This window comes from Erwinia sp. S43 (assembly GCF_016624745.1).
Lineage (GTDB): Bacteria > Pseudomonadota > Gammaproteobacteria > Enterobacterales > Enterobacteriaceae > Erwinia > Erwinia coffeiphila.
Genome location: NZ_JACVTX010000007.1, coordinates 175,430 through 194,132 on the forward strand (window position 1 = coordinate 175,430; position 18,703 = coordinate 194,132).

Genomic DNA, 18,703 nt, shown 5'->3' on the forward strand with positions numbered 1-18,703 from the left:
GAATTGTGTGCGACGCCACGTACAGGTAGACTTCTTGCCCTGACTGACTTTGGAGTAGAAAAGATGAGCGAAACGGCCAGCTGGCAGCCGAGTGCATCCATCGCTAATTTATTAAAACGAGCGGCGATCATGGCTGAAATCCGGCGTTTCTTTGCCGATCGTGGCGTACTGGAAGTGGAAACCCCGGCGATGAGCCAGGCCACGGTCACCGACGTCCACCTGTTCCCGTTCCAGACCCGTTTTGTGGGACCGGGCGCATCGGCAGGCATCGATCTCTATCTGATGACCAGCCCGGAATATCATATGAAGCGGCTGCTGGCTGCTGGCAGTGGGCCTATTTATCAGCTCTGCCGCAGCTTCCGCAATGAGGAGATGGGGCGCCACCATAACCCCGAATTCACCATGCTGGAGTGGTATCGCCCGCATTATGATATGTACCGCCTGATGAACGAGGTGGACGATCTGCTCCAGCAGGTGCTGGAATGCGCGCCGGCAGAAACCCTTTCCTATCAGCAGGCGTTTATCCGCCATCTGGAGATCGATCCGCTTTCTGCCGATAAGATCCAGCTGCGTGAAGTGGCTGAAAAGCTCGGGGCGGGCGATCTGGCAAACCGCGAAGAAGATCGCGATACGCTGCTGCAGCTGCTGTTTATGCTCGGTGTAGAGCCGGAGATTGGTAAAGATCGCCCGGCCTTCGTGTATCACTTCCCGGCAACCCAGGCTTCGCTGGCGGAGATCAGCACGGAAGATCACCGCGTGGCGGAACGCTTCGAGGTTTACTTTAAGGGAATTGAGCTGGCGAACGGTTTCCGCGAGCTGACCGACAGCCGCGAACAGCGTCAGCGTTTTATGCAGGATAATAAAAAGCGCGCGGCAGCGGGCTTGCCGGAACAGCCGATCGATAACAATCTGCTGGATGCGCTGGCGCACGGCCTGCCGGAGTGCTCCGGCGTGGCGCTGGGCGTTGACCGTATTATCATGCTGGCATTAAAAGCCGAACAGCTGAGCGACGTGATTGCCTTTACGGTAGATCGCTGCTGATAAAGTAGCAGACCCTTCTCAGCGACAGATCCCGTTTCGGGATCTGTCGCATTCGATATCGTTATCTGAAATCCTGAACTGCAGCTAATTTCGCGACCTGCTGACGCCTGACGCCTGACGCCTGATGCGGTTGCAGCTTATAAGCCACCCGATTTATAGGTTCTGGCCACCGGCGCGCCGTTGCTGGCTGGCGTTTTACGACCAATCGTTTCCATTCGCACCTGGAACGGTGGGAACGGCATCTCCAGCCCGTGTTCCTGATAGCCGCGCAGGATCAGCTGATGCAGCTCATGGCGCAACGGCATACGGTGCCCCATTTCTGCGGCATGAATACGCAGCTCAAACAGCTGAATACCCTGCTGCAAATCAACCAGGAAGGCTTCCGGCTGCGGTGTTTCCAGCACGTAGCTACAGCGATGAGCCGCCTGTAGCAGCACGTTGGTGACCTCTTCGCTATTGGCTTCCGCCGACGCCGGGATAGTCAGCACCACGCGCGTCACCGAGTCGGAGAGCGACCAGTTCACAAACTGCTCGGTGATAAACGCCTTGTTCGGCACAATGATCTCTTTGCGATCCCAGTCGGTAATGGTGGTTGCACGGGTATTAATACGGGTGATGCTGCCGGTCAGATCGCGAATGGTCACGGTATCGCCGATACGAATCGGTTTCTCAAACAGGATGATCAGGCCGGAGATAAAGTTGGCGAAAATCTCCTGCAGGCCAAAGCCCAGTCCTACACCCAGCGCCGCGACCAGCCACTGAAGTTTCGACCAGTCAACGCCGATCATCGAGAATCCGGTCAGCCCACCGATCAGGATCAGCAGATACTTGGTAACGGTAGTAATGGCGTAGCCGGTCCCCGGTGTGAGATCCAGGTGCTGCAACAACGCCAGCTCCAGCAGAGCGGGCATATTGCGCACCAGCTGGGTGGTAATAATCAGCACCAGCACGGCAATAAGAACCGAACCGAGCGTTATCGGCTGCAGGCTTTCCACGCCCTGAATCGTGGTATTAACGTCCCACAGGCGGATATTTTCCAGGAAGCCAAATGCGGAATGAATTTCTGACCAGAGCACAATCACCGACACCAGCGCTATCAGCGTCAGAATTGAGCGCACCAGCCGCAGCGACTGAGCGCTGATAGCATCAAGATCGATCACCGGCTCTTCGACGTCGATACTGTCAGCGGCGGTCTGCTGCGCGGCGGTTTCTTCCTCACCGCGTGCACGCTGGGCAAGGATCTCGGCGCGGCGGTGGCGGGCACGATCGAAGGCGATACGGCGCCGTTGAATCAGCATCCAGCGGCGAATGATATGGTAGATCACCAGCAGCAGGAACCAGATTGCCACCGATGTTTCCAGCCTTGCCAGCAGCGCCTGAGCCGTTGCCAGATAACCAATGCAAGACGCCAGTGCGGCAATCAGCGGCATGGCAATCATCGCATTCCACAGGATGTTATTAATGAAATTCTCGCCGTTACCCTCTTTATCCAGGTGCAGCGGTATCCCGGCGCGTTTAAGGCTGACGGTGACCAGGCTCAGCGCACCGCAAATCAGAATAAAGCACAGGCGGCCCAGCGTAGCGGAGAACTCGCGGTCTTCAAGGTTATCGAAGGCGATCAGCACCATCATCAGCGGCACGACCAGGCCAATACAGAGCGTATAGAAACGCATTGCGCGGGCCACGCGGGTTTGCGGCCAGCGGAAGTGGATGATAAACAGTCCCTGCGGGCGGGCAAAGGTCGCGCTGATCATAAAGGCCCACAGCAGCGGCACGCTGGCGGTAACGCCATCGCCGACGGCGACGGCAATCGGATACGGCCAGGCGTGCTGTAGGCCATAACCCAGTGCGGCCCACAGTACCGGCAGCGGCAGAGCCACCAGAATGGACCAGAACACGGTGCGTAGCGTCAGGCTGAAGTGGTCGAGGGTGACTTTGCCAACCTTGCTGGAGGCGCGCTCAAGGAAGTTACGGAAGTGACGGCGCGAGCTGATACTGAAACCGACCAGCAGAATAGCGCCAAGAATCGGCATCACCGTTTCGCGGCTGGTGACCATCATTACCAGCGCGCCGCCCAGCTGCCCCAGGGTATCCAGCGAGAGCAGACGCTGCAGATCGCGCGCCAGTTCAAGCGGATAGCTGATACTGATTGGGCTGACGTCGGCGGTCCAGAACAGGTAGCGGTGGGTGGCTTCTTTGACTTCATTCAGCGCATCAACCAGCTGGCTGTTGCCAACCTTCAGCTTGGTCACGCCGAGGATCAGGTTATCGCAGCCGGAAAGGAGTGAGGTCAGCAGCTCGCGCTGGGTTTTTAGCTGCGCATCCAGAATACGGCGCTGTTCGCTGGTCAGATTACTGTTGTCATCCTGACGCAGCTGCTTCAGCGTTTGCTGGCGCTCCAGCAGATCTTCGTAGTGCAGCCGCTGCACGCGCAGCTGCGCCATTTCGTTGTCCAGCTGCTGCGGCTTTGGCATATCGGGCAGGCGCGAAACCTGTGCCCGCAGCGCTTCGCCGAGAACGTTGGACATGCCCAGCCACTGCGACTGCTCGCGCAGCGTGCTCAGTGCCTGACGGACCTGAATCGTCTGGTTGGCGGCGGTACGCTGCTGCGACGCCACCAGGTCCATCCGCTGCGCCTGTTGATTCAGTGCGGCGGACAGCTCGCGGTTAACGCGGAACTGTTCGGCGATGCCCTCGGGCATATCACCGCTGTTTTCTGCCAGCTGTTCGGTGCGGGCCAGCGCCATTTCGGCTTCGCGCTGGCGCAGGCCGTTAAGCTGATTGCGCAGATCCTGCAGATAGGCATCCAGCTGGCTGGCTTTGAGCTGGTGGACTTCCGCCCGCATTCTCGCCAGTTCCTGGCGGTTGTTCGCGGAGAGCTGCGCCAGTTCCAGTTCATCAACACGTGCTTTCTGTGCCGCCGATTCCGCCTGGCGTGCTGACAGCTGTGCCTGCGCCAGCGGCGTGGTTGCCGTCGGCTGACCCTGCAGGCGGCGCTCCACCTCGCTCAGGCTGCGGCGGGCGTCGGTTTGCTGCAGCGGCAGCTGGGACAGAGAGTCGCTGATTTCACGGGCGCGATCCTGCTCCTGCTGCGACAGGCGACCTTCTTCCAGCAGCTGACTGCTGACCTGCAGGATCTCCTGATCGAGATCGGCCGCGCTCATATTGCTGCGCAGCTGTTTATTGCTGTCGGTCAGGCTGGCGATCTGCTGGCGTAAATCACGAGAAAGCTTGGGGAAATCATCGATGATCTGCTGATATTCCTGCGTTTTATCCAGCGAGGACTTTTGCTCGTCCAGCCAGTTCAGGGTTGACTGCAGGGCATCGACAATTTCCGCCTGATTCGCAGTCGTTTTGTCTGACTTCGCCTGTTCAAGTTCCTGTTTGATTTGCGCGGCATCCGGTGCGCTGGCGGCATAGAGCGGCTGGAGAAGACTCCAGCCTAACAAAAGAGAGAGAATCAGGCGTGACATGGCAATCCGCTATGGATGATGGAGAACGTCTTCCGCACTGTCTTTTTGCAGTGCGATGGCCAGCGTCTCGCCCAGGCGGACTTTACTTTCCGCAGCCAGGCTTTCAGCCAGTTTTACTTTACCTTCGGCAAACAGGTTAATCACCGTAGAGCCCAGTTTGAAACGGCCCATTTCCTGGCCTTTCAGGAGTACAACGGAACCCTCGGCATCCGCACCCGGGAAGCTCCAGCGCTTGATCACGCCTTCACGCGGTGGCGTAACGGTGCCCGCCCAGACGGTTTCGATGCTGCCAACGATGGTGGCACCGACCAGAATTTGCGCCATCGGGCCAAATTCAGTATCGAACAGGCAGATGACTCTCTCATTACGGGCAAACAGATTCGGGATGTTCTGTGCGGTGAGCGGATTCACCGAGTAGAGGTCGCCGGGAACGTAGATCATTTCACGCAGGATACCGTTACACGGCATATGCACGCGGTGATAGTCGCGCGGTGCAAGGTAGGTCGTTACAAACTCACCGTTGCGGAACATCTCCGTCATCTTTTCATTGCCTGCCAGCAGGCCTTCCAGCGAGTAGGTGTGGCCTTTGGCCTGGAAGATTTGGTCACCGTCAATGTGGCCCAGCTGGCTGATGGCGCCATCAGCAGGCAGCACCAGCAGGTTTGGATCGGCAATCAGCGGCCGTGCGTCATCGCGCAGCGGACGGACAAAAAAGTCGTTAAAGGTACGATAGCTGGCGGTATCCGGCTTCTGCGCCTCTTTCATATCGACTTTGTAGAACCATACAAAGACGTCGATGACCGCTTTGGTCAGCCATCCGCCGCGTTTGCTGGCACCCCAGCCGGCAAGTTCAGTCAGGGCCTTTTTAGGCAATAAATTATTCAGGCCGAGTTTAATACGATCCAACACGTGAGCCTCCTGGCTTAATCAGACAGCGAAAAATTAATGGGGGCGGATTGTAACAGCGCCCGTCGGTTAAGGCTAATGCCTGTCCGGGCGCGTTCAGTCAGCAATATGGCGCAGCGTATTCTGGCGGTCTGCATCCATCAGCATCTTAAAGGAAAGACGGTCAATCTTTGTCAGCGTTGAAGCTTCGACGGGTTTTCGCCTGAACTTCAGACATGCTTTCCAGAATGTGGTGGTAGTTAACGAAGCGCGACTCGTCGATCTCGCCGTTATCTACCGCTTCACGGATGGCACATCCCGGATCGGTATCATGCTTGCAGTCGCGGAATTTACAGCCGCCCAGATACTTACGAAATTCGACAAATCCCTGGGTGATTTGTTCCGGTTCCAGATGCCATAAACCGAATTCACGAACGCCGGGGGAGTCAATCACGTCGCCGCCGTGTGGGAAGTGATATAGACGAGCCGCAGTGGTGGTGTGCTGGCCAAGGCCGGAGACGTCGGAAACGTCGTTGGTGAGGATCTCATTGCTGCTGAGGTCCAGGCCGAGGAGGGCGTTAAGCAGGCTCGATTTGCCGACGCCGGACTGGCCGGCAAAGATGCTGACGCGCCCGGTCAGCGCTTCTTCCAGCTCGGCAAGGCCCTGTTTTTCATGGCTGGAAACCATCAGCACCCGGTAGCCAATATGGCGATAGATATCCATCTGCTCATCGACGAATTTACGGCCTTCTTCATCCAGCAAATCGGTTTTGTTCAGCACCAGCAGCGGTTCAACGTCCAGCGTTTCGCTGGCGACCAGATAGCGATCGATGATATTCAGCGACAGCTCGGGCAGAATCGCAGAAACGATAACGATCTGATTGATATTGGCGGCGATCGGTTTGACGCCATCGTAGAAATCCGGGCGGGTGAGGACCGACGTCCGCTCGTGTACGGCTTCAACAATGCCTTTGACCGTTGCGCCACCTTCAGCACCCGGTCGCCACAGCACGCGATCGCCGGTAACCAGAGAACGGATGGTGCGGCGAATGTTGCAGCGGTGAACTGAACCATCCGCATCTTCTACGTCTACGTGCATACCAAACCGGCTGATCGCGACGCCATCACGCGCCTCGCCGAACAGGCTGTCATCCGGTTCGGGCTTATCGGCACGCTGCTTCAGGCGGCGATCGTGGTTAGCACTTACGCGACGTTGTTGACCTTTGGATAGTTTGTTTTTACTCACTGTTCCTCACACAAATCAGGCATGTTTCGCCCTTGAGGGGCAAAACGTCTATCATACACGCTAATTAACGACAATGCCGCTTTGACCACAGTGAGATGCACTATGACCGCGAATGCTAATAACCTGATTTGGATTGATCTTGAAATGACAGGCCTGGACCCGGAACGGGATCGTATTATCGAGATTGCCACGCTGGTTACCGATGCCAATCTGAATATTCTCGCTGAAGGGCCGGTATTTGCCGTACATCAGTCCGACGCCCAGCTGGCGCTGATGGATGACTGGAACGTGCGTACGCACACCAACAGCGGACTGGTTGAACGCGTGAAGGCCAGCCAGCATGACGATCGTGCGGCCGAACTGGCCACCATCGAATTCCTCAAAGAGTGGGTGCCTGCGAACAGCTCACCAATTTGCGGCAACAGTATCGGCCAGGATCGCCGTTTCCTGTTTAAGTACATGCCTGAACTGGAAGCCTACTTCCACTATCGCTACCTGGACGTCAGCACGCTGAAAGAGCTGGCGCGTCGCTGGAAGCCTGAAATCCTGCCGGGCTTTAAAAAGCAGGGTTCGCATCAGGCGATGGATGATATCCGTGAATCCGTAGCCGAGCTGTCCTACTACCGCGAGCACTTTATCCAGCTGTGATAATAACGGTGGCGGGTGGGGCGTTGAACATTCTTTTTAACGGCTGCCAGCCACATTCTTCACCTGTTTTGCTGATAAATTCACCTTTTTGCTGGCTTTATCAGCAGTCGGAAAGAAAAGTCCATATTTTTACGATGATGGGATTGCGCAGGGGGGAAATCTCCGTATAATGCGCTCCCCGTACCGGTGAAGAAATTACATCGCTACGACTAAGCGGGAATAGCTCAGTTGGTAGAGCACGACCTTGCCAAGGTCGGGGTCGCGAGTTCGAGTCTCGTTTCCCGCTCCAAATTTTGTTCCGCCGTGCAAGCGGTGGAATAGTAAAAAAAGACCCTAACGGGTCTTTTTTTATGCCTGAAATTCTCCCTGATATCCGACAGATTTCTGCGCCAGCGAATTTAAAAACCGTCGTATTTCTTGCAAAGCCCAGCGAAATATCAGGGCGATGTCTCCACCGCCCCTGAGGTATTACTGGCTGTTGCTCAGTACGCCATAAATGCGCTTAACCTGCTGGTCATAGGCGGTTAACCCACCTGCTGAATAGATTGCTTTGGCGTCCAGATAAACAATATGGCCGTCTTTTGCCGCTCTGGTTGCACGCACCTGCGGATCGCCCAGCAGTTTTTCCGCATTCGCCGGTCCCTGACCGATGGCGCTGTTGCGGTCGATCACGAAGATCCACTCCGGGTCTGCTTTTTTGATGCGGGCAGCATCAACGATCTCACCGAAACGGCCTTTGCCCTCGACCTGGGTCGCTTCTTTAAAGCCCAGAAGATCGAAGATAAAGCCGTAGTGGTCGCCATAGCCATAGGCCATCAGCTTATCGCCCGTCACCAGGACGGTCATCGCGGTGCCGGCTTTTTCCGCCAGCGGGCGCGTTTTTTGAATATCCTTGTTAAATGAGGCCAGTGCCTGCTCTGCCTGCGGCTGTTTATCAAACAGCTTGCCTAAGGTACGTGTGCGATCTTCAAGACTGCTCAGCAGATGGGCATTATCCACGGTCAGATCCAGCGTGGGTGCGACAGCGCGTAATTTATCGGTTGACTCAAATGCGCGGCTGCCGCCGATAATCAGGTCGGGCTTATGCTGTTTTAGCACCTCGAAATCGGGCTTAAACGGATTGCCAACGTTGTAGTAGCTGTCTGACTCGTACTTACTGAGATAGGCCGGATAACTGCCTTTTTCCTTAGGTAACGGCAGGCCGGAAACCTTTACTCCCAGCACATCAAGAATATCCAGCATGGCCAGATCGTAAACCACGACATTCTGCGGATTCTTATTCAGCGTCTGAGTATTGATGCTATCGGTAACGGGGATGCTGGTGGCAGATATCTCCGCAGCAAAAGAACCACTGGTTGCGAGTAGCAGGCTGGTCGCCAGAATATTGCGAGTGAAACGAGGTAGAGGCATAAAACAACATCCTTTGTAAGTGTAAATGGTAATCGTTCTCAATTAATGATACTGCAAACGTTTCCTATGTACATAGGGCTGTTATTCGCTCGAACGTGCTGAATTCTGCTTGTTAAACATGCTTTTTGGAGAAATTTATAGCAGTCGGTCTGATTAAGATGAAAAAGCGAGAAAGGGGGCTTGTCAGGCTGCATCATCTGGTCCATAATGGCGCCCATTCCTGATTCGGGAATGAAGTAAAAGATTTAAATATCAAACAATTACCTACTGTTTGATAGCAGCACCACTCCTAAGCGGGAATAGCTCAGTTGGTAGAGCACGACCTTGCCAAGGTCGGGGTCGCGAGTTCGAGTCTCGTTTCCCGCTCCAAGTTTTCTTCCTATCGCCTTTCTAAATTCCAGTCGATTTACTTTAATTCTCCCTGTTCTGCCCAAAAATTAGCACCAGCGTTGCAAGAAAAATTAACTTAATTTATTTAAGGATAATTATGTTCTGTCAGAGCGGTTCCCTTTACGGCTTTAGCGTTCGATGGGCGTTAGTGACGCTCTTGTGCTTATTGTTCTCCTCTCTGACTTATGCCGCACCGGTGGTGGGTTTTAAAGAGATCGATCTGGATAAAGACGATCCACGCCCCCTGAAGTTTGCCATTTGGTATCCTGCGAAAAAACAAACCCACGCGGAAATGATTGCCGATAGCCGGGTATTCTATGGTTTTAACGCCGTGCGGAACGGCGCGCCTGAAAACGGTAAGCATCCGTTAATCGTCATTTCTCATGGCTACGGCGGCACGTGGCGAAATCTGAGTTGGCTGGCCGCTGATTTGGCCGATCGGGGATACATTGTGGCTGCACCGAATCATCCCGGCACCAGTGCATTTAATCGCGATCCTCACCAGGCTGCGCGGTTAGCACAGCGCCCGCACGATCTCAGCCGGGTTATTGACGTGCTAGGCGCGAATTCCTCGCTGGCAGGAGACATCGACGAGGAAAGGATTGCGGCTCTGGGCCATTCTCTTGGGGGATGGACCGTTGTTGCTCTGGCGGGTGGGCATTTTGATACCACCTTATTTAAAGAAGCATGCCGGATGTATCCCATTCTGAATGCCTGCGGCCTGGCTTCAACGCTGGATCTTGGTAATCCGGGACTGGAGAAAAGCATGCAGGATCGGCGTATTAAAGCGTTTATCTCCCTGGATGGTGGGCTGATTCGTGGATTCACGTCACAGAGCCTGGGGGAAATAGCGATTCCTTCACTCATTATTGGTGCGGGTACGGATGTCGGTGATATGCCCGTTGCGCTTGAATCCGGCTACCTGCATGCGTTTCTGCCAAAGGCAGGTTCTGATTATGTTGAAATCTCCGATGCCATGCATTTCAGCTTTCTCCAGCGCTGTAAACCGGGCGCGATGGCAATCCTGGCGGGTGAAGGGCAGGACATTCTCTGTAAGGATGGAGGAAACCGAAGCAGAGAGGAGATTCACCATCAAATCGCCGATCTTGTTATCGCGTTTCTTGGAAAAAACCTGCCGAAAACGACGGATTAAACCCACTCAGGAAGGAGGGGGGGCTGATAAGGCGGGGGTTTTCAGGGAGATAACGTCGCACTGAGCGAAAAAATGAGAACCATGTGAATTTTTTTTGACGCGGCTCTTGCCAGCGCTACCAAACAGGTCCATAATAGCGACCTCTCCTCGGGAATTGAGGGGGAAAGCTAGAAAAATCAGTAAGTTACAACTTTCTAGTTCAGTAAAGCAGCACCACTCCTAAGCGGGAATAGCTCAGTTGGTAGAGCACGACCTTGCCAAGGTCGGGGTCGCGAGTTCGAGTCTCGTTTCCCGCTCCAATAATTTTTCATCTCATCATAATCTTCAAATTATCCACAGCACTACGCTGAAGGATGTTTGTTTTTTATTGCTAAACGAAAATTGTTTTAAACAGAGTTATCCACAGGATAGTTTTCTGCTGCCTGCAATTGCCCGATCGGCAAATTCCTATGCCTTTTTTACAACTCATTGTTTTTTATCTATTTGTGAATATTTCAAAATGTTATCTGGATCGCTTGTCATTTCTGTGAAGATTGAATGACAAAGCTTTTTTATTTTTATTCACAGCGTGTGGAAAAATCTGCTGCGGTAAAAATTGATCCAATTGTGCATTTAAGCATCACGCGGTAATCCTTTTTCTATCGCTCGCACCAGGCGTCGCTGCTGGCTGCTCTGAACCTCAACAACATTTTCATCGCGCTTTGCCAGCTGGCAGGCGATAGCCCAGCGGATATGCTCATCCAGCATTTCATTTTCCCCCAGTCTGGCCTCTAAAGCCTGAAGGTGTGATGCTTCCCAGGGCGCATTGCCCAATGCTACGGCCACGTTACGCAACCAGCGCAGGTGCCCGATACGTCGGATCGCCGATCCCTCGGTTACCCGCAGGAATTTTGTTTCGTCCCAGGCGAACAGATCGATAAGCGGCGGTGCATGTAACACGGCACGAGGACTAAAATCATCTTCATCAGTCAACTGGCCGTAGCGGTTCCATGGGCAGATTAGCTGGCAGTCATCGCAGCCGTAGATGCGGTTACCGATCAACGGTCGGAACTCTTCCGGAATCGCCCCTTCCAGTTCAATGGTCAGATACGAAATGCAGCGCCGGGCATCCACCTTGTAAGGTTCTACAATCGCCCCGGTTGGGCAAGTCGTGATGCAGGCCACGCAGCGTCCGCAGTTTTCTTCCCCCGGGCTGTCGACGGGAAGGGGAAGATCGATCAGTAGTTCACCGAGAAAAAACCACGATCCGGCTTCCCGATTAAGGATCAGAGAATGTTTTCCGGTCCAGCCTAGCCCAGCTTTTGCTGCAAGCGGGCGTTCCAGCACCGGTGCTGAATCAACAAAAGGACGAAATTGCGCTTCTTCGCAGCGTTCACGGATCATATCGCCTAACTTTTTTAGACGGTTACGCAATACTTTGTGGTAATCACGACCAAGTGCATAGCGGCTAACATAGCCCAGGCGGGGATTTCTCAGCGTGCTGGCAAACGATGCTTTGGCCGGAAGATAGTTCATACGCACGCTGATCACCCGTAGCGTGCCTGGCATCAGTTCATGGGGACGGGCGCGCATCATGCCGTGACGCGCCATCCAGTCCATCTCTCCGTGATATTGTTGATCCAGCCAGGCCTGCAGGCGCGGTTCCTCCAGCGTTAAATCGGTATCGCAGATACCGACCTGCTGAAAGCCGAGCGACAGCCCCCACTGTTTTATATCCAGGGCGAGTTGATGGAAATCGAGAGGATGCGACATGAAGAACCTGAACCAGCAGAAAGACAACCTTAGTTTACCCTATTCTGTCTGGCCTGTGGAGGCGATAGCTCAGCTGGAGCGGGAAGGCGCTGATGCGCTGGGGATTACCCTCTTTGAACTGATGCAGCGGGCGGGAGAAGCGGCGTTTGACTGGATAAGGAGCCTGTGGCCGGATTCCCAACACTGGTTGATTCTCTGCGGGCATGGCAACAATGGCGGGGACGGTTTTGTCATTGCGCGCCTGGCGAAAGCTGCCGGGCTGGCGGTCACGCTAATCGCCGTGGAAGGCCGCCATGCTCTGCCGGATGAAGCGCAGCAGGCGCGTGCTGCCTGGCTTGCCGCCGGAGGTGTGGTTCACGATCCGGCGATTGACTGGCCGGACGATCTGGATGTGATTGTCGATGCGCTGCTGGGCACCGGAATGAATCGGGCTCCGGCCGCTCCTTACGATCGTCTGATTGAGCAGGCAAATCGCTATCCGGCCCCGATTTTTTCCATTGATGTGCCGTCTGGGTTAGTGGCTGCTAACGGCACTACGCCAGGTGTGGCAATCGAAGCGACATTTACCCTGACGTTTATCGCCCTTAAACCGGGTTTGCTAACCGGAAAAGCACGTGACCATGTCGGGCAGCTTGATTATCACAGTCTCGGTCTCGACCCCTGGCTGATAACGCAGCAGTCCCCGATTGCCCGCTTTGATGCCGGTTATCTTTCGCATTGGCTCACACCGCGACGAGCCACTTCCCACAAGGGCGATCATGGCCGCCTGCTGCTGATTGGCGGCGATCACGGTACCGCAGGCGCGATACGGATGGCGGCTGAAGCCGCTTTGCGCGCCGGGTCAGGTCTTGTGCGAGTACTCACTCACATTGAGAACGTTGCCCCACTGCTGACGGCACGACCCGAGCTGATGGTACAAGAGTTAACGGCTTCCGCGCTGGATGACGGGCTGGAATGGGCCGATTTCATTGTTATCGGACCGGGTATGGGCCAGGGAGCCTGGGGTAAAAAAGCCCTGAAAAAAGTAGAAAACTCTCATAAACCGATGCTTTGGGATGCCGATGCGCTTAACCTGCTGGCAATCAGCCCCGATAAACGTCAAAATCGTATTATTACGCCGCATCCCGGTGAAGCTGCGCGCCTGTTGAACGTGAAAGTGAGTGAAATCGAAAGCGATCGCTTACTTGCGGTACGGCGGCTGGTAAAGCGCTATGGCGGAGTGGTGGTACTTAAAGGTGCCGGAACGCTGGTCGCGGAAGAGAACGATAAACTGGCAATTGCCGATGTTGGCAATGCCGGTATGGCCAGCGGTGGTATGGGTGATGTGTTATCTGGCATTATCGGTAGCCTGGCGGGGCAAAAGCTCCCACACTACGATGCAGCCTGCGCAGGGTGCGTTGCGCACGGAGCGGCAGCCGACGCGGTGGCCGCACGTTATGGTACACGCGGCATGTTAGCGACCGATCTTTTTTCCGTGCTGTATCTGTTTGTCAATCCTGAGATGTCGAATAAAAAAGAATGATGACCTGTGTAATCGCGTTGCCCGATGAGGCAGCAACCCTCGCATTGAGTGCCCGACTGGCCCGCGTCTGTGACGGCGCGGCAACTCTTTATCTGTACGGCGACCTGGGCGCGGGAAAAACGACGTTCAGTCGCGGATTTTTACAGGCTTTAGGGCATCAGGGAAATGTGAAGAGTCCAACTTATACGCTGGTAGAACCCTACGAGCTGGTCGATCGCCGCGTGTATCATTTTGATCTCTATCGCCTGGCCGATCCGGAAGAGCTGGAATTTATGGGCATCCGCGATTACTTCACCAATGACAGTATTTGTCTGGTGGAGTGGCCACAGCGGGGAACCGGCGTTCTGCCTGAACCCGATATGGAGCTGCATCTGAGCTATGAAGGGCATGCGCGCCACGCTGAACTGCGTGCACGTTCCGCTGCCGGTGAGTCCATGCTGCAGCAGTTTGCATCACAGCAGGGTGAGGGATGATGCGGCAGATTAAATCCTGGTTTTTGCTTATCCTGTTTTTCTGTTCGTTTGCCTCCGTGGCGGCAAGCCTTTCAGACATTAAAGTTTCCAACGGTAGTGACGAAGCCAAAGTCACGCTCAGCTTTGCCGGACAGCCGATTTACGCGTTTTTTCCGCTGCATAATCCCGATCGCGTGGTGCTGGACATCCGCCAGAGCGGCGTTGTTGGCGGGCTGCCGCTGACTTTCAGCGGGGAAAATATCGTTAAGCGTATTCGTTCCAGCGAGGCGAAGGACAGCCAGAGCATCCGTCTGGTGTTCGAACTGACCCAGCCGGGTAAAACACGGGCGGTGACCCAGAAAAACGGTAGCAGCTATGACGTGGTGTTTACTATCAGCGGCACGCGCCCGGCGAAGGTACCCAGCCGCCCGGCACCGGTCAGCAGCAGTAACGCTTCTCGGGCTACGGTTAGCGGCAGTACGGCTTCTCGCCCGACCAGCAGCCAGCCAGAGAAAAATCCGTTTAACGCTAATCCGGTTACGGCCGTCACCAGCGGTACGCAAACCGCCCGCCCGCGCAGCACTGCGGCCAGCAGCAGTGACACGGTAATTGTGGCGATCGACGCCGGGCACGGCGGTCAGGACCCGGGGGCCATTGGCGGCGGCGGGCTGAAAGAGAAGAACGTGACCATCGCCATTGCCCGCAAGCTCAAGGCGCTGCTGAATGACGACCCGATGTTTAAAGGCGTAATGACCCGAGATGGCGATTACTTTATCTCCGTGATGGGCCGTTCAGATGTGGCGCGTAAGCAAAATGCCAACCTGCTGGTCTCCATACACGCGGATGCGGCTCCTAACCGCAGCGCCTCGGGAGCCTCGGTATGGGTACTCTCTAACCGTCGCGCTAACAGTGAAATGGCCGGCTGGCTCGAACAGCATGAGAAACAGTCTGAACTGCTGGGCGGTGCGGGCGATTTGCTGGCTAACAGCCAGGCGGACCCCTACCTGAGCCAGGCGGTGCTGGATCTACAATTCGGCCACTCGCAGCGGGTAGGGTACGATGTTGCGGTAAAAGTGATTGCTCAGCTGCAGCGCGTGGGTGCGCTGCATAAACGTCGTCCGGAACATGCCAGCCTGGGCGTTCTGCGCTCGCCGGATATTCCATCCCTGCTGGTGGAAACCGGCTTTATCAGCAACCCTTCGGAGGAGCGACTGCTTGGCAGTAGCGCTTACCAGCAGAAGATTGCCGAGTCGATTTATAAAGGCTTGCGCAACTACTTCCTGGCGCACCCGCTACAATCGGTCCCAAAGGAGGAAAACCGACCGTTGCAGTCCGCAGCGGCGGTTGAAGTAGAAGCTAACCCGGCACCGGCAGGAACGCAGTACACCGGCGCGACGCAGCGCCACGTGGTAAAACGCGGTGAAACGCTCTCCGGGATTGCGGCGCATTATGGCGTCAGCATGGCGACGCTGCGTTCCCTGAATACTCTGAAGAAAGATGTTGTGTGGGTTGGCCAGCGGCTGAAAGTGCCTGCGGGGAGCGTAAAGCAGATCGCCAGCACGGTTAAAGCCGCTAAGCCGCAGCGACATAAAGTGGTGCGGGGAGATTCTCTGACGGCGATTGCTGCGAAGTATGGCGTTAGCCCACAGGCGATTCAGCAGGCGAACAAGATGAAGACGCAAAACGTCATGCTGGGTCAGACCTTGACCATTCCTACATCGTAATTGAGGACAGTTATGCCCATTCAGGTGCTACCACCGCAGCTTGCTAACCAGATTGCCGCTGGCGAAGTGGTAGAGCGCCCGGCCTCCGTGGTGAAAGAGCTGGTGGAAAACAGCCTGGATGCGGGGGCTACACGGATTGATATCGATATCGAAAAGGGCGGGGCAAAGCTGATTCGCATCCGTGATAATGGTTGCGGCATCGGCAAAGACGAACTGGCGATGGCCCTGGCCCGCCACGCGACCAGTAAAATCACCACGCTTGACGATCTTGAGGCCATTATCAGTCTCGGATTTCGCGGTGAGGCGCTGGCCAGTATTAGCTCGGTTTCCCGGCTGACGCTCACCTCGCGCACCGAGGCGCAGAGCGAAGCCTGGCAGGCCTATGCGGAAGGCCGCGATCAGGCGGTGACCGTGAAGCCTGCGGCACATCCGGTCGGAACGACCCTGGAAGTGCTCGACCTGTTTTATAACACGCCCGCCCGCCGCAAATTTATGCGCACCGAAAAGACCGAGTTTACCCATATCGATGAAGTGATGCGCCGCATTGCGCTGGCGCGTTTCGATGTGGCGATTAGCCTCAGCCACAATGGCAAGCTGGTGAGACAGTACCGTGGCGTCAGTGATGATACGCAGCGCGAGCGGCGGCTTGGTGCAATTTGCGGTACCGCGTTCATCAGCCACGCGCTGGCGATTGAGTGGCAGCATGGTGAACTGGCGCTGCGCGGCTGGGTTGCCGATCCCGCCGGGTCTAAAGTGCTGAGCGAGCTACAGTATTGCTATGTTAACGGTCGCATGATGCGCGATCGGCTGATTAATCACGCTATTCGTCAGGCCTATCAGGATAAGCTGGGCGATCAGCACCAGCCCGCCTACGTGCTGTATCTTGAAATCGATCCGCATCAGGTCGATGTCAACGTTCACCCGGCCAAGCATGAGGTGCGCTTCCACCAGTCGCGCCTGGTGCATGATTTTATTTATCAGGGCGTGGTGAGCGTGTTGCAGGAAACCGGCCAGGAAATGCTGGCGGATCTTGAACCCGGTACGCCTACCGATCGCTGGCAGCCTGAAAATCGCCAGGCGGCGGGTGGAAATCATTTCTCCACGCCTGCACCATCGGATGCAGACTATTCTGCGGGTGCGGGTGCGGGTGCGGGTGCGGGTGCGGGTGCGGGTGCGGGTGCGGGCTCAGCAGCGGGATTCCGTCTGGACCACGCTGCAACAGAGGTTCCTCGTTCATCTGTCGGCCCGTCATCCTCTTCAGCAGATAATATGCGCAGCGCTTCTGGCGGAGGTTCCTCAGAACGTGCATCCGGTGGCCTGGCAGGCGCAATGTTCCCGCACCGGCGGCAGGAGCCGGTTTATCAGAAACGTGAGGGTGCCGCTTATCAACAGCTGATGAATACGCCGCCAGCGCGATGCAACGAACCTGCTTTGCCCGCGCCGGAAAAAAGGACTCCGCAACCGCTACCTGAAACACCGCTTAGCGGCCATGCGCACAGCTTTGGCCGCGTACTAACGGTGTTACAGCAGCATTACGCGCTGGTTGAAAGTTCAGAACGCTTATCGCTGGTTGCCCTCGCCGTTGCCGAACGCTGGCTGAAGCAGGCGCAGCTGGAACCGGGCGCGGAAGGACTTAAACCGCAGCCGCTGTTGATCCCGGTACGACTCAAGCTCGATAAAGCTGAGCGAGAGGCGATGAGCCATTCGGCCACATTGCTAAATCAGCTGGGTATTGAACTGCTTGCGGAAGGCCAGCATGTGATGCTGCGCGCGGTGCCTTTACCATTACGCCAACAAAATTTACAAAACTTGATTCCAGAACTGTTAGGCTACTTGGCCCGGCAGCAGGATGTTTCAGCCAGTCAGATTGCGCAGTGGTTAGCGCGTCAATCGGTTTCTGAACATCAGCACTGGAATCACTCGCAGGCGATTGCCCTGCTGGCCGATGTTGAACGACTTTGCCCGCAGTTAGTGAAATCGCCACCTTCTGGATTAGTGCAAATTATTGATATTAATACGGCGATGAACGCCCTGAAGTATGAGTGAACAATCCACGGCTGGCCTGCCTAAGGCAATATTTTTGATGGGGCCTACGGCCTCCGGTAAGACCGCGCTGGCGATAGCCCTGCGTCAGGCGCTGCCGGTAGAGCTGATTAGTGTAGATTCCGCACTGATTTATCGCGGAATGGATATCGGCACCGCCAAGCCTTCTGCGGAAGAGCTGGCATTGGCGCCTCATCGTTTGCTGGACATCCGCGATCCCGCTGAAAGTTATTCAGCGGCAGAGTTTCGTCGCGATGCGCTGGCTGAAATGGCGGAGATTACCCAACGCGGGAATATTCCGTTGCTTGTTGGTGGCACCATGCTTTATTACAAGGCGTTACTGGAAGGATTATCCCCACTGCCCGCGGCCGATCCTGAAGTGCGTCAGCGTATAGAGCAAATGGCGAGTGAGAAGGGCTGGGAAGCACTTCATCGCCAGTTATGTGATGTTGATCCCGTTGCAGGACGTCGTATTCATCCGAATGATCCCCAGAGACTTTCGCGAGCACTGGAAGTTTTTTTTATTTCGGGTAAAACTTTAACGGAACTGACAAAAACGTCTGGAGACGCGCTGCCGTATGATGTTCACCAGTTTGCTATCGCGCCAGCGAGTCGTGAACTGATCCATCAGAGAATAGAGCTGCGTTTTCAACAGATGCTGGCGTCAGGATTTGAAGCGGAGGCTCGGGCGCTCTTTGCACGAGGTGATTTGCATACGGATATGCCTTCCATTCGTTGTGTTGGTTATCGCCAGATGTGGTCATTTTTGTCCGGTGAAATTGATTACGATGAAATGGTTTATCGGGGAATTTGCGCAACCCGGCAGTTAGCTAAACGTCAGATAACCTGGCTACGCGGTTGGAAAGATGTCCACTGGCTTGACAGTGAACAGCCTGACGAAGCGTATTCCAGAGTGTTACACGTTCTTAGTGCGAAGCCTGGGTGATTGTGTACAATTGGTGCG

Annotated in this window: 13 protein-coding genes and 3 tRNA genes; 11 read left to right on the forward strand and 5 right to left on the reverse strand. The window is 55.4% G+C overall.

What is annotated here, in order from left to right:
• Positions 1 to 63: 63 nt before the first annotated feature.
• Complete coding sequence (gene epmA / locus IBT47_RS11840) at positions 64 to 1,041, forward strand: elongation factor P--(R)-beta-lysine ligase (protein WP_200560587.1); 978 nt, start codon at positions 64 to 66, stop codon at positions 1,039 to 1,041.
• Positions 1,042 to 1,178: 137 nt separating this feature from the next.
• On the opposite strand, the gene mscM is transcribed toward epmA, so the two are convergent.
• The 3 genes from mscM to rsgA all read right to left on the reverse strand — a co-directional run bounded on the left by mscM (position 1,179) and on the right by rsgA (position 6,645).
• The gene (gene mscM / locus IBT47_RS11845) at positions 1,179 to 4,514 is read right to left on the reverse strand and encodes a miniconductance mechanosensitive channel MscM (RefSeq protein ID WP_200543339.1); all 3,336 of its coding nucleotides are present in this window, start codon (positions 4,512 to 4,514) and stop codon (positions 1,179 to 1,181) included.
• Positions 4,515 to 4,523: 9 nt separating this feature from the next.
• The gene (gene asd, locus IBT47_RS11850) at positions 4,524 to 5,423 is read right to left on the reverse strand and encodes an archaetidylserine decarboxylase (protein WP_105592097.1); all 900 of its coding nucleotides are present in this window, start codon (positions 5,421 to 5,423) and stop codon (positions 4,524 to 4,526) included.
• Between the two features lie 160 nt (positions 5,424 to 5,583).
• Positions 5,584 to 6,645 carry a small ribosomal subunit biogenesis GTPase RsgA gene (rsgA, locus tag IBT47_RS11855; protein ID WP_105592096.1) on the reverse strand — a complete coding sequence of 354 codons (1,062 nt, stop codon included), beginning with the start codon at positions 6,643 to 6,645 and terminating at the stop codon, positions 5,584 to 5,586.
• Between the two features lie 102 nt (positions 6,646 to 6,747).
• On the opposite strand from rsgA, the gene orn reads away from it, so the two are divergent.
• Positions 6,748 to 7,293, forward strand: coding sequence for an oligoribonuclease (gene orn / locus IBT47_RS11860; protein ID WP_105592095.1), 546 nt, complete (start codon positions 6,748 to 6,750; stop codon positions 7,291 to 7,293).
• A 213-nt stretch (positions 7,294 to 7,506) separates the two neighbouring features.
• Positions 7,507 to 7,582: transfer RNA gene (locus tag IBT47_RS11865), tRNA-Gly, on the forward strand.
• 179 nt (positions 7,583 to 7,761) lie between these two features.
• Here IBT47_RS11865 and IBT47_RS11870 read toward each other — a convergent pair.
• The gene (locus IBT47_RS11870; protein ID WP_200560588.1) at positions 7,762 to 8,703 is read right to left on the reverse strand and encodes a siderophore ABC transporter substrate-binding protein; all 942 of its coding nucleotides are present in this window, start codon (positions 8,701 to 8,703) and stop codon (positions 7,762 to 7,764) included.
• Positions 8,704 to 8,996: 293 nt separating this feature from the next.
• On the opposite strand from IBT47_RS11870, the gene IBT47_RS11875 reads away from it, so the two are divergent.
• From IBT47_RS11875 to IBT47_RS11885, 3 genes are all read left to right on the forward strand, one after another.
• Positions 8,997 to 9,072: transfer RNA gene (locus tag IBT47_RS11875), tRNA-Gly, on the forward strand.
• Positions 9,073 to 9,241: 169 nt separating this feature from the next.
• Positions 9,242 to 10,246: an alpha/beta hydrolase family protein gene (locus IBT47_RS11880; RefSeq protein WP_370569888.1), complete on the forward strand. Its 1,005-nt coding sequence runs from the start codon at positions 9,242 to 9,244 to the stop codon at positions 10,244 to 10,246.
• Between the two features lie 223 nt (positions 10,247 to 10,469).
• A tRNA-Gly gene (locus tag IBT47_RS11885) sits at positions 10,470 to 10,545 on the forward strand.
• Between the two features lie 313 nt (positions 10,546 to 10,858).
• On the opposite strand, the gene queG is transcribed toward IBT47_RS11885, so the two are convergent.
• Positions 10,859 to 11,998 (reverse strand): tRNA epoxyqueuosine(34) reductase QueG, encoded by a 1,140-nt coding sequence (gene queG / locus IBT47_RS11890; RefSeq protein WP_200560590.1) that lies wholly within the window; start codon positions 11,996 to 11,998, stop codon positions 10,859 to 10,861.
• Between queG and nnr the strand changes: the two genes are divergently transcribed.
• Genes nnr through miaA form a run of 5 tightly spaced genes read left to right on the forward strand, consistent with a single transcriptional unit; the run spans position 11,997 to position 18,685 of the window.
• Complete coding sequence (nnr, locus tag IBT47_RS11895) at positions 11,997 to 13,520, forward strand: bifunctional ADP-dependent NAD(P)H-hydrate dehydratase/NAD(P)H-hydrate epimerase (RefSeq protein WP_200560591.1); 1,524 nt, start codon at positions 11,997 to 11,999, stop codon at positions 13,518 to 13,520. The two genes, queG and nnr, sit on opposite strands and share 2 nt — an antisense overlap.
• Positions 13,517 to 13,993, forward strand: a complete 477-nt coding sequence (gene tsaE, locus IBT47_RS11900) for a tRNA (adenosine(37)-N6)-threonylcarbamoyltransferase complex ATPase subunit type 1 TsaE (protein WP_200560592.1) — start codon at positions 13,517 to 13,519, stop codon at positions 13,991 to 13,993. Before nnr ends, tsaE begins: the two co-directional genes overlap by 4 nt.
• Positions 13,990 to 15,696, forward strand: a complete 1,707-nt coding sequence (gene amiB / locus IBT47_RS11905; RefSeq protein WP_370569889.1) for an N-acetylmuramoyl-L-alanine amidase AmiB — start codon at positions 13,990 to 13,992, stop codon at positions 15,694 to 15,696. Before tsaE ends, amiB begins: the two co-directional genes overlap by 4 nt.
• A gap of 12 nt (positions 15,697 to 15,708) precedes the next feature.
• The gene (gene mutL / locus IBT47_RS11910) at positions 15,709 to 17,742 is read left to right on the forward strand and encodes a DNA mismatch repair endonuclease MutL (RefSeq protein ID WP_200560593.1); all 2,034 of its coding nucleotides are present in this window, start codon (positions 15,709 to 15,711) and stop codon (positions 17,740 to 17,742) included.
• Positions 17,735 to 18,685 carry a tRNA (adenosine(37)-N6)-dimethylallyltransferase MiaA gene (gene miaA / locus IBT47_RS11915; protein ID WP_105592089.1) on the forward strand — a complete coding sequence of 317 codons (951 nt, stop codon included), beginning with the start codon at positions 17,735 to 17,737 and terminating at the stop codon, positions 18,683 to 18,685. The genes mutL and miaA overlap by 8 nt, the downstream gene beginning before the upstream one ends.
• Positions 18,686 to 18,703 lie beyond the last annotated feature (18 nt).

Excerpts from the sequence above, each read along its gene's own strand:
- nnr (WP_200560591.1), top strand. The coding sequence starts at position 11,997 with ATGAAGAACCTGAACCAGCAGAAAGACAACCTTAGTTTACCCTATTCT.
- IBT47_RS11870 (WP_200560588.1), bottom strand. The coding sequence starts at position 8,703 with ATGCCTCTACCTCGTTTCACTCGCAATATTCTGGCGACCAGCCTGCTA.
- queG (WP_200560590.1), bottom strand. The coding sequence starts at position 11,998 with ATGTCGCATCCTCTCGATTTCCATCAACTCGCCCTGGATATAAAACAG.
- mscM (WP_200543339.1), bottom strand. The coding sequence starts at position 4,514 with ATGTCACGCCTGATTCTCTCTCTTTTGTTAGGCTGGAGTCTTCTCCAG.
- mutL (WP_200560593.1), top strand. The coding sequence starts at position 15,709 with ATGCCCATTCAGGTGCTACCACCGCAGCTTGCTAACCAGATTGCCGCT.
- epmA (WP_200560587.1), top strand. The coding sequence starts at position 64 with ATGAGCGAAACGGCCAGCTGGCAGCCGAGTGCATCCATCGCTAATTTA.
- tsaE (WP_200560592.1), top strand. The coding sequence starts at position 13,517 with ATGATGACCTGTGTAATCGCGTTGCCCGATGAGGCAGCAACCCTCGCA.
- amiB (WP_370569889.1), top strand. The coding sequence starts at position 13,990 with ATGATGCGGCAGATTAAATCCTGGTTTTTGCTTATCCTGTTTTTCTGT.
- orn (WP_105592095.1), top strand. The coding sequence starts at position 6,748 with ATGACCGCGAATGCTAATAACCTGATTTGGATTGATCTTGAAATGACA.
- miaA (WP_105592089.1), top strand. The coding sequence starts at position 17,735 with ATGAGTGAACAATCCACGGCTGGCCTGCCTAAGGCAATATTTTTGATG.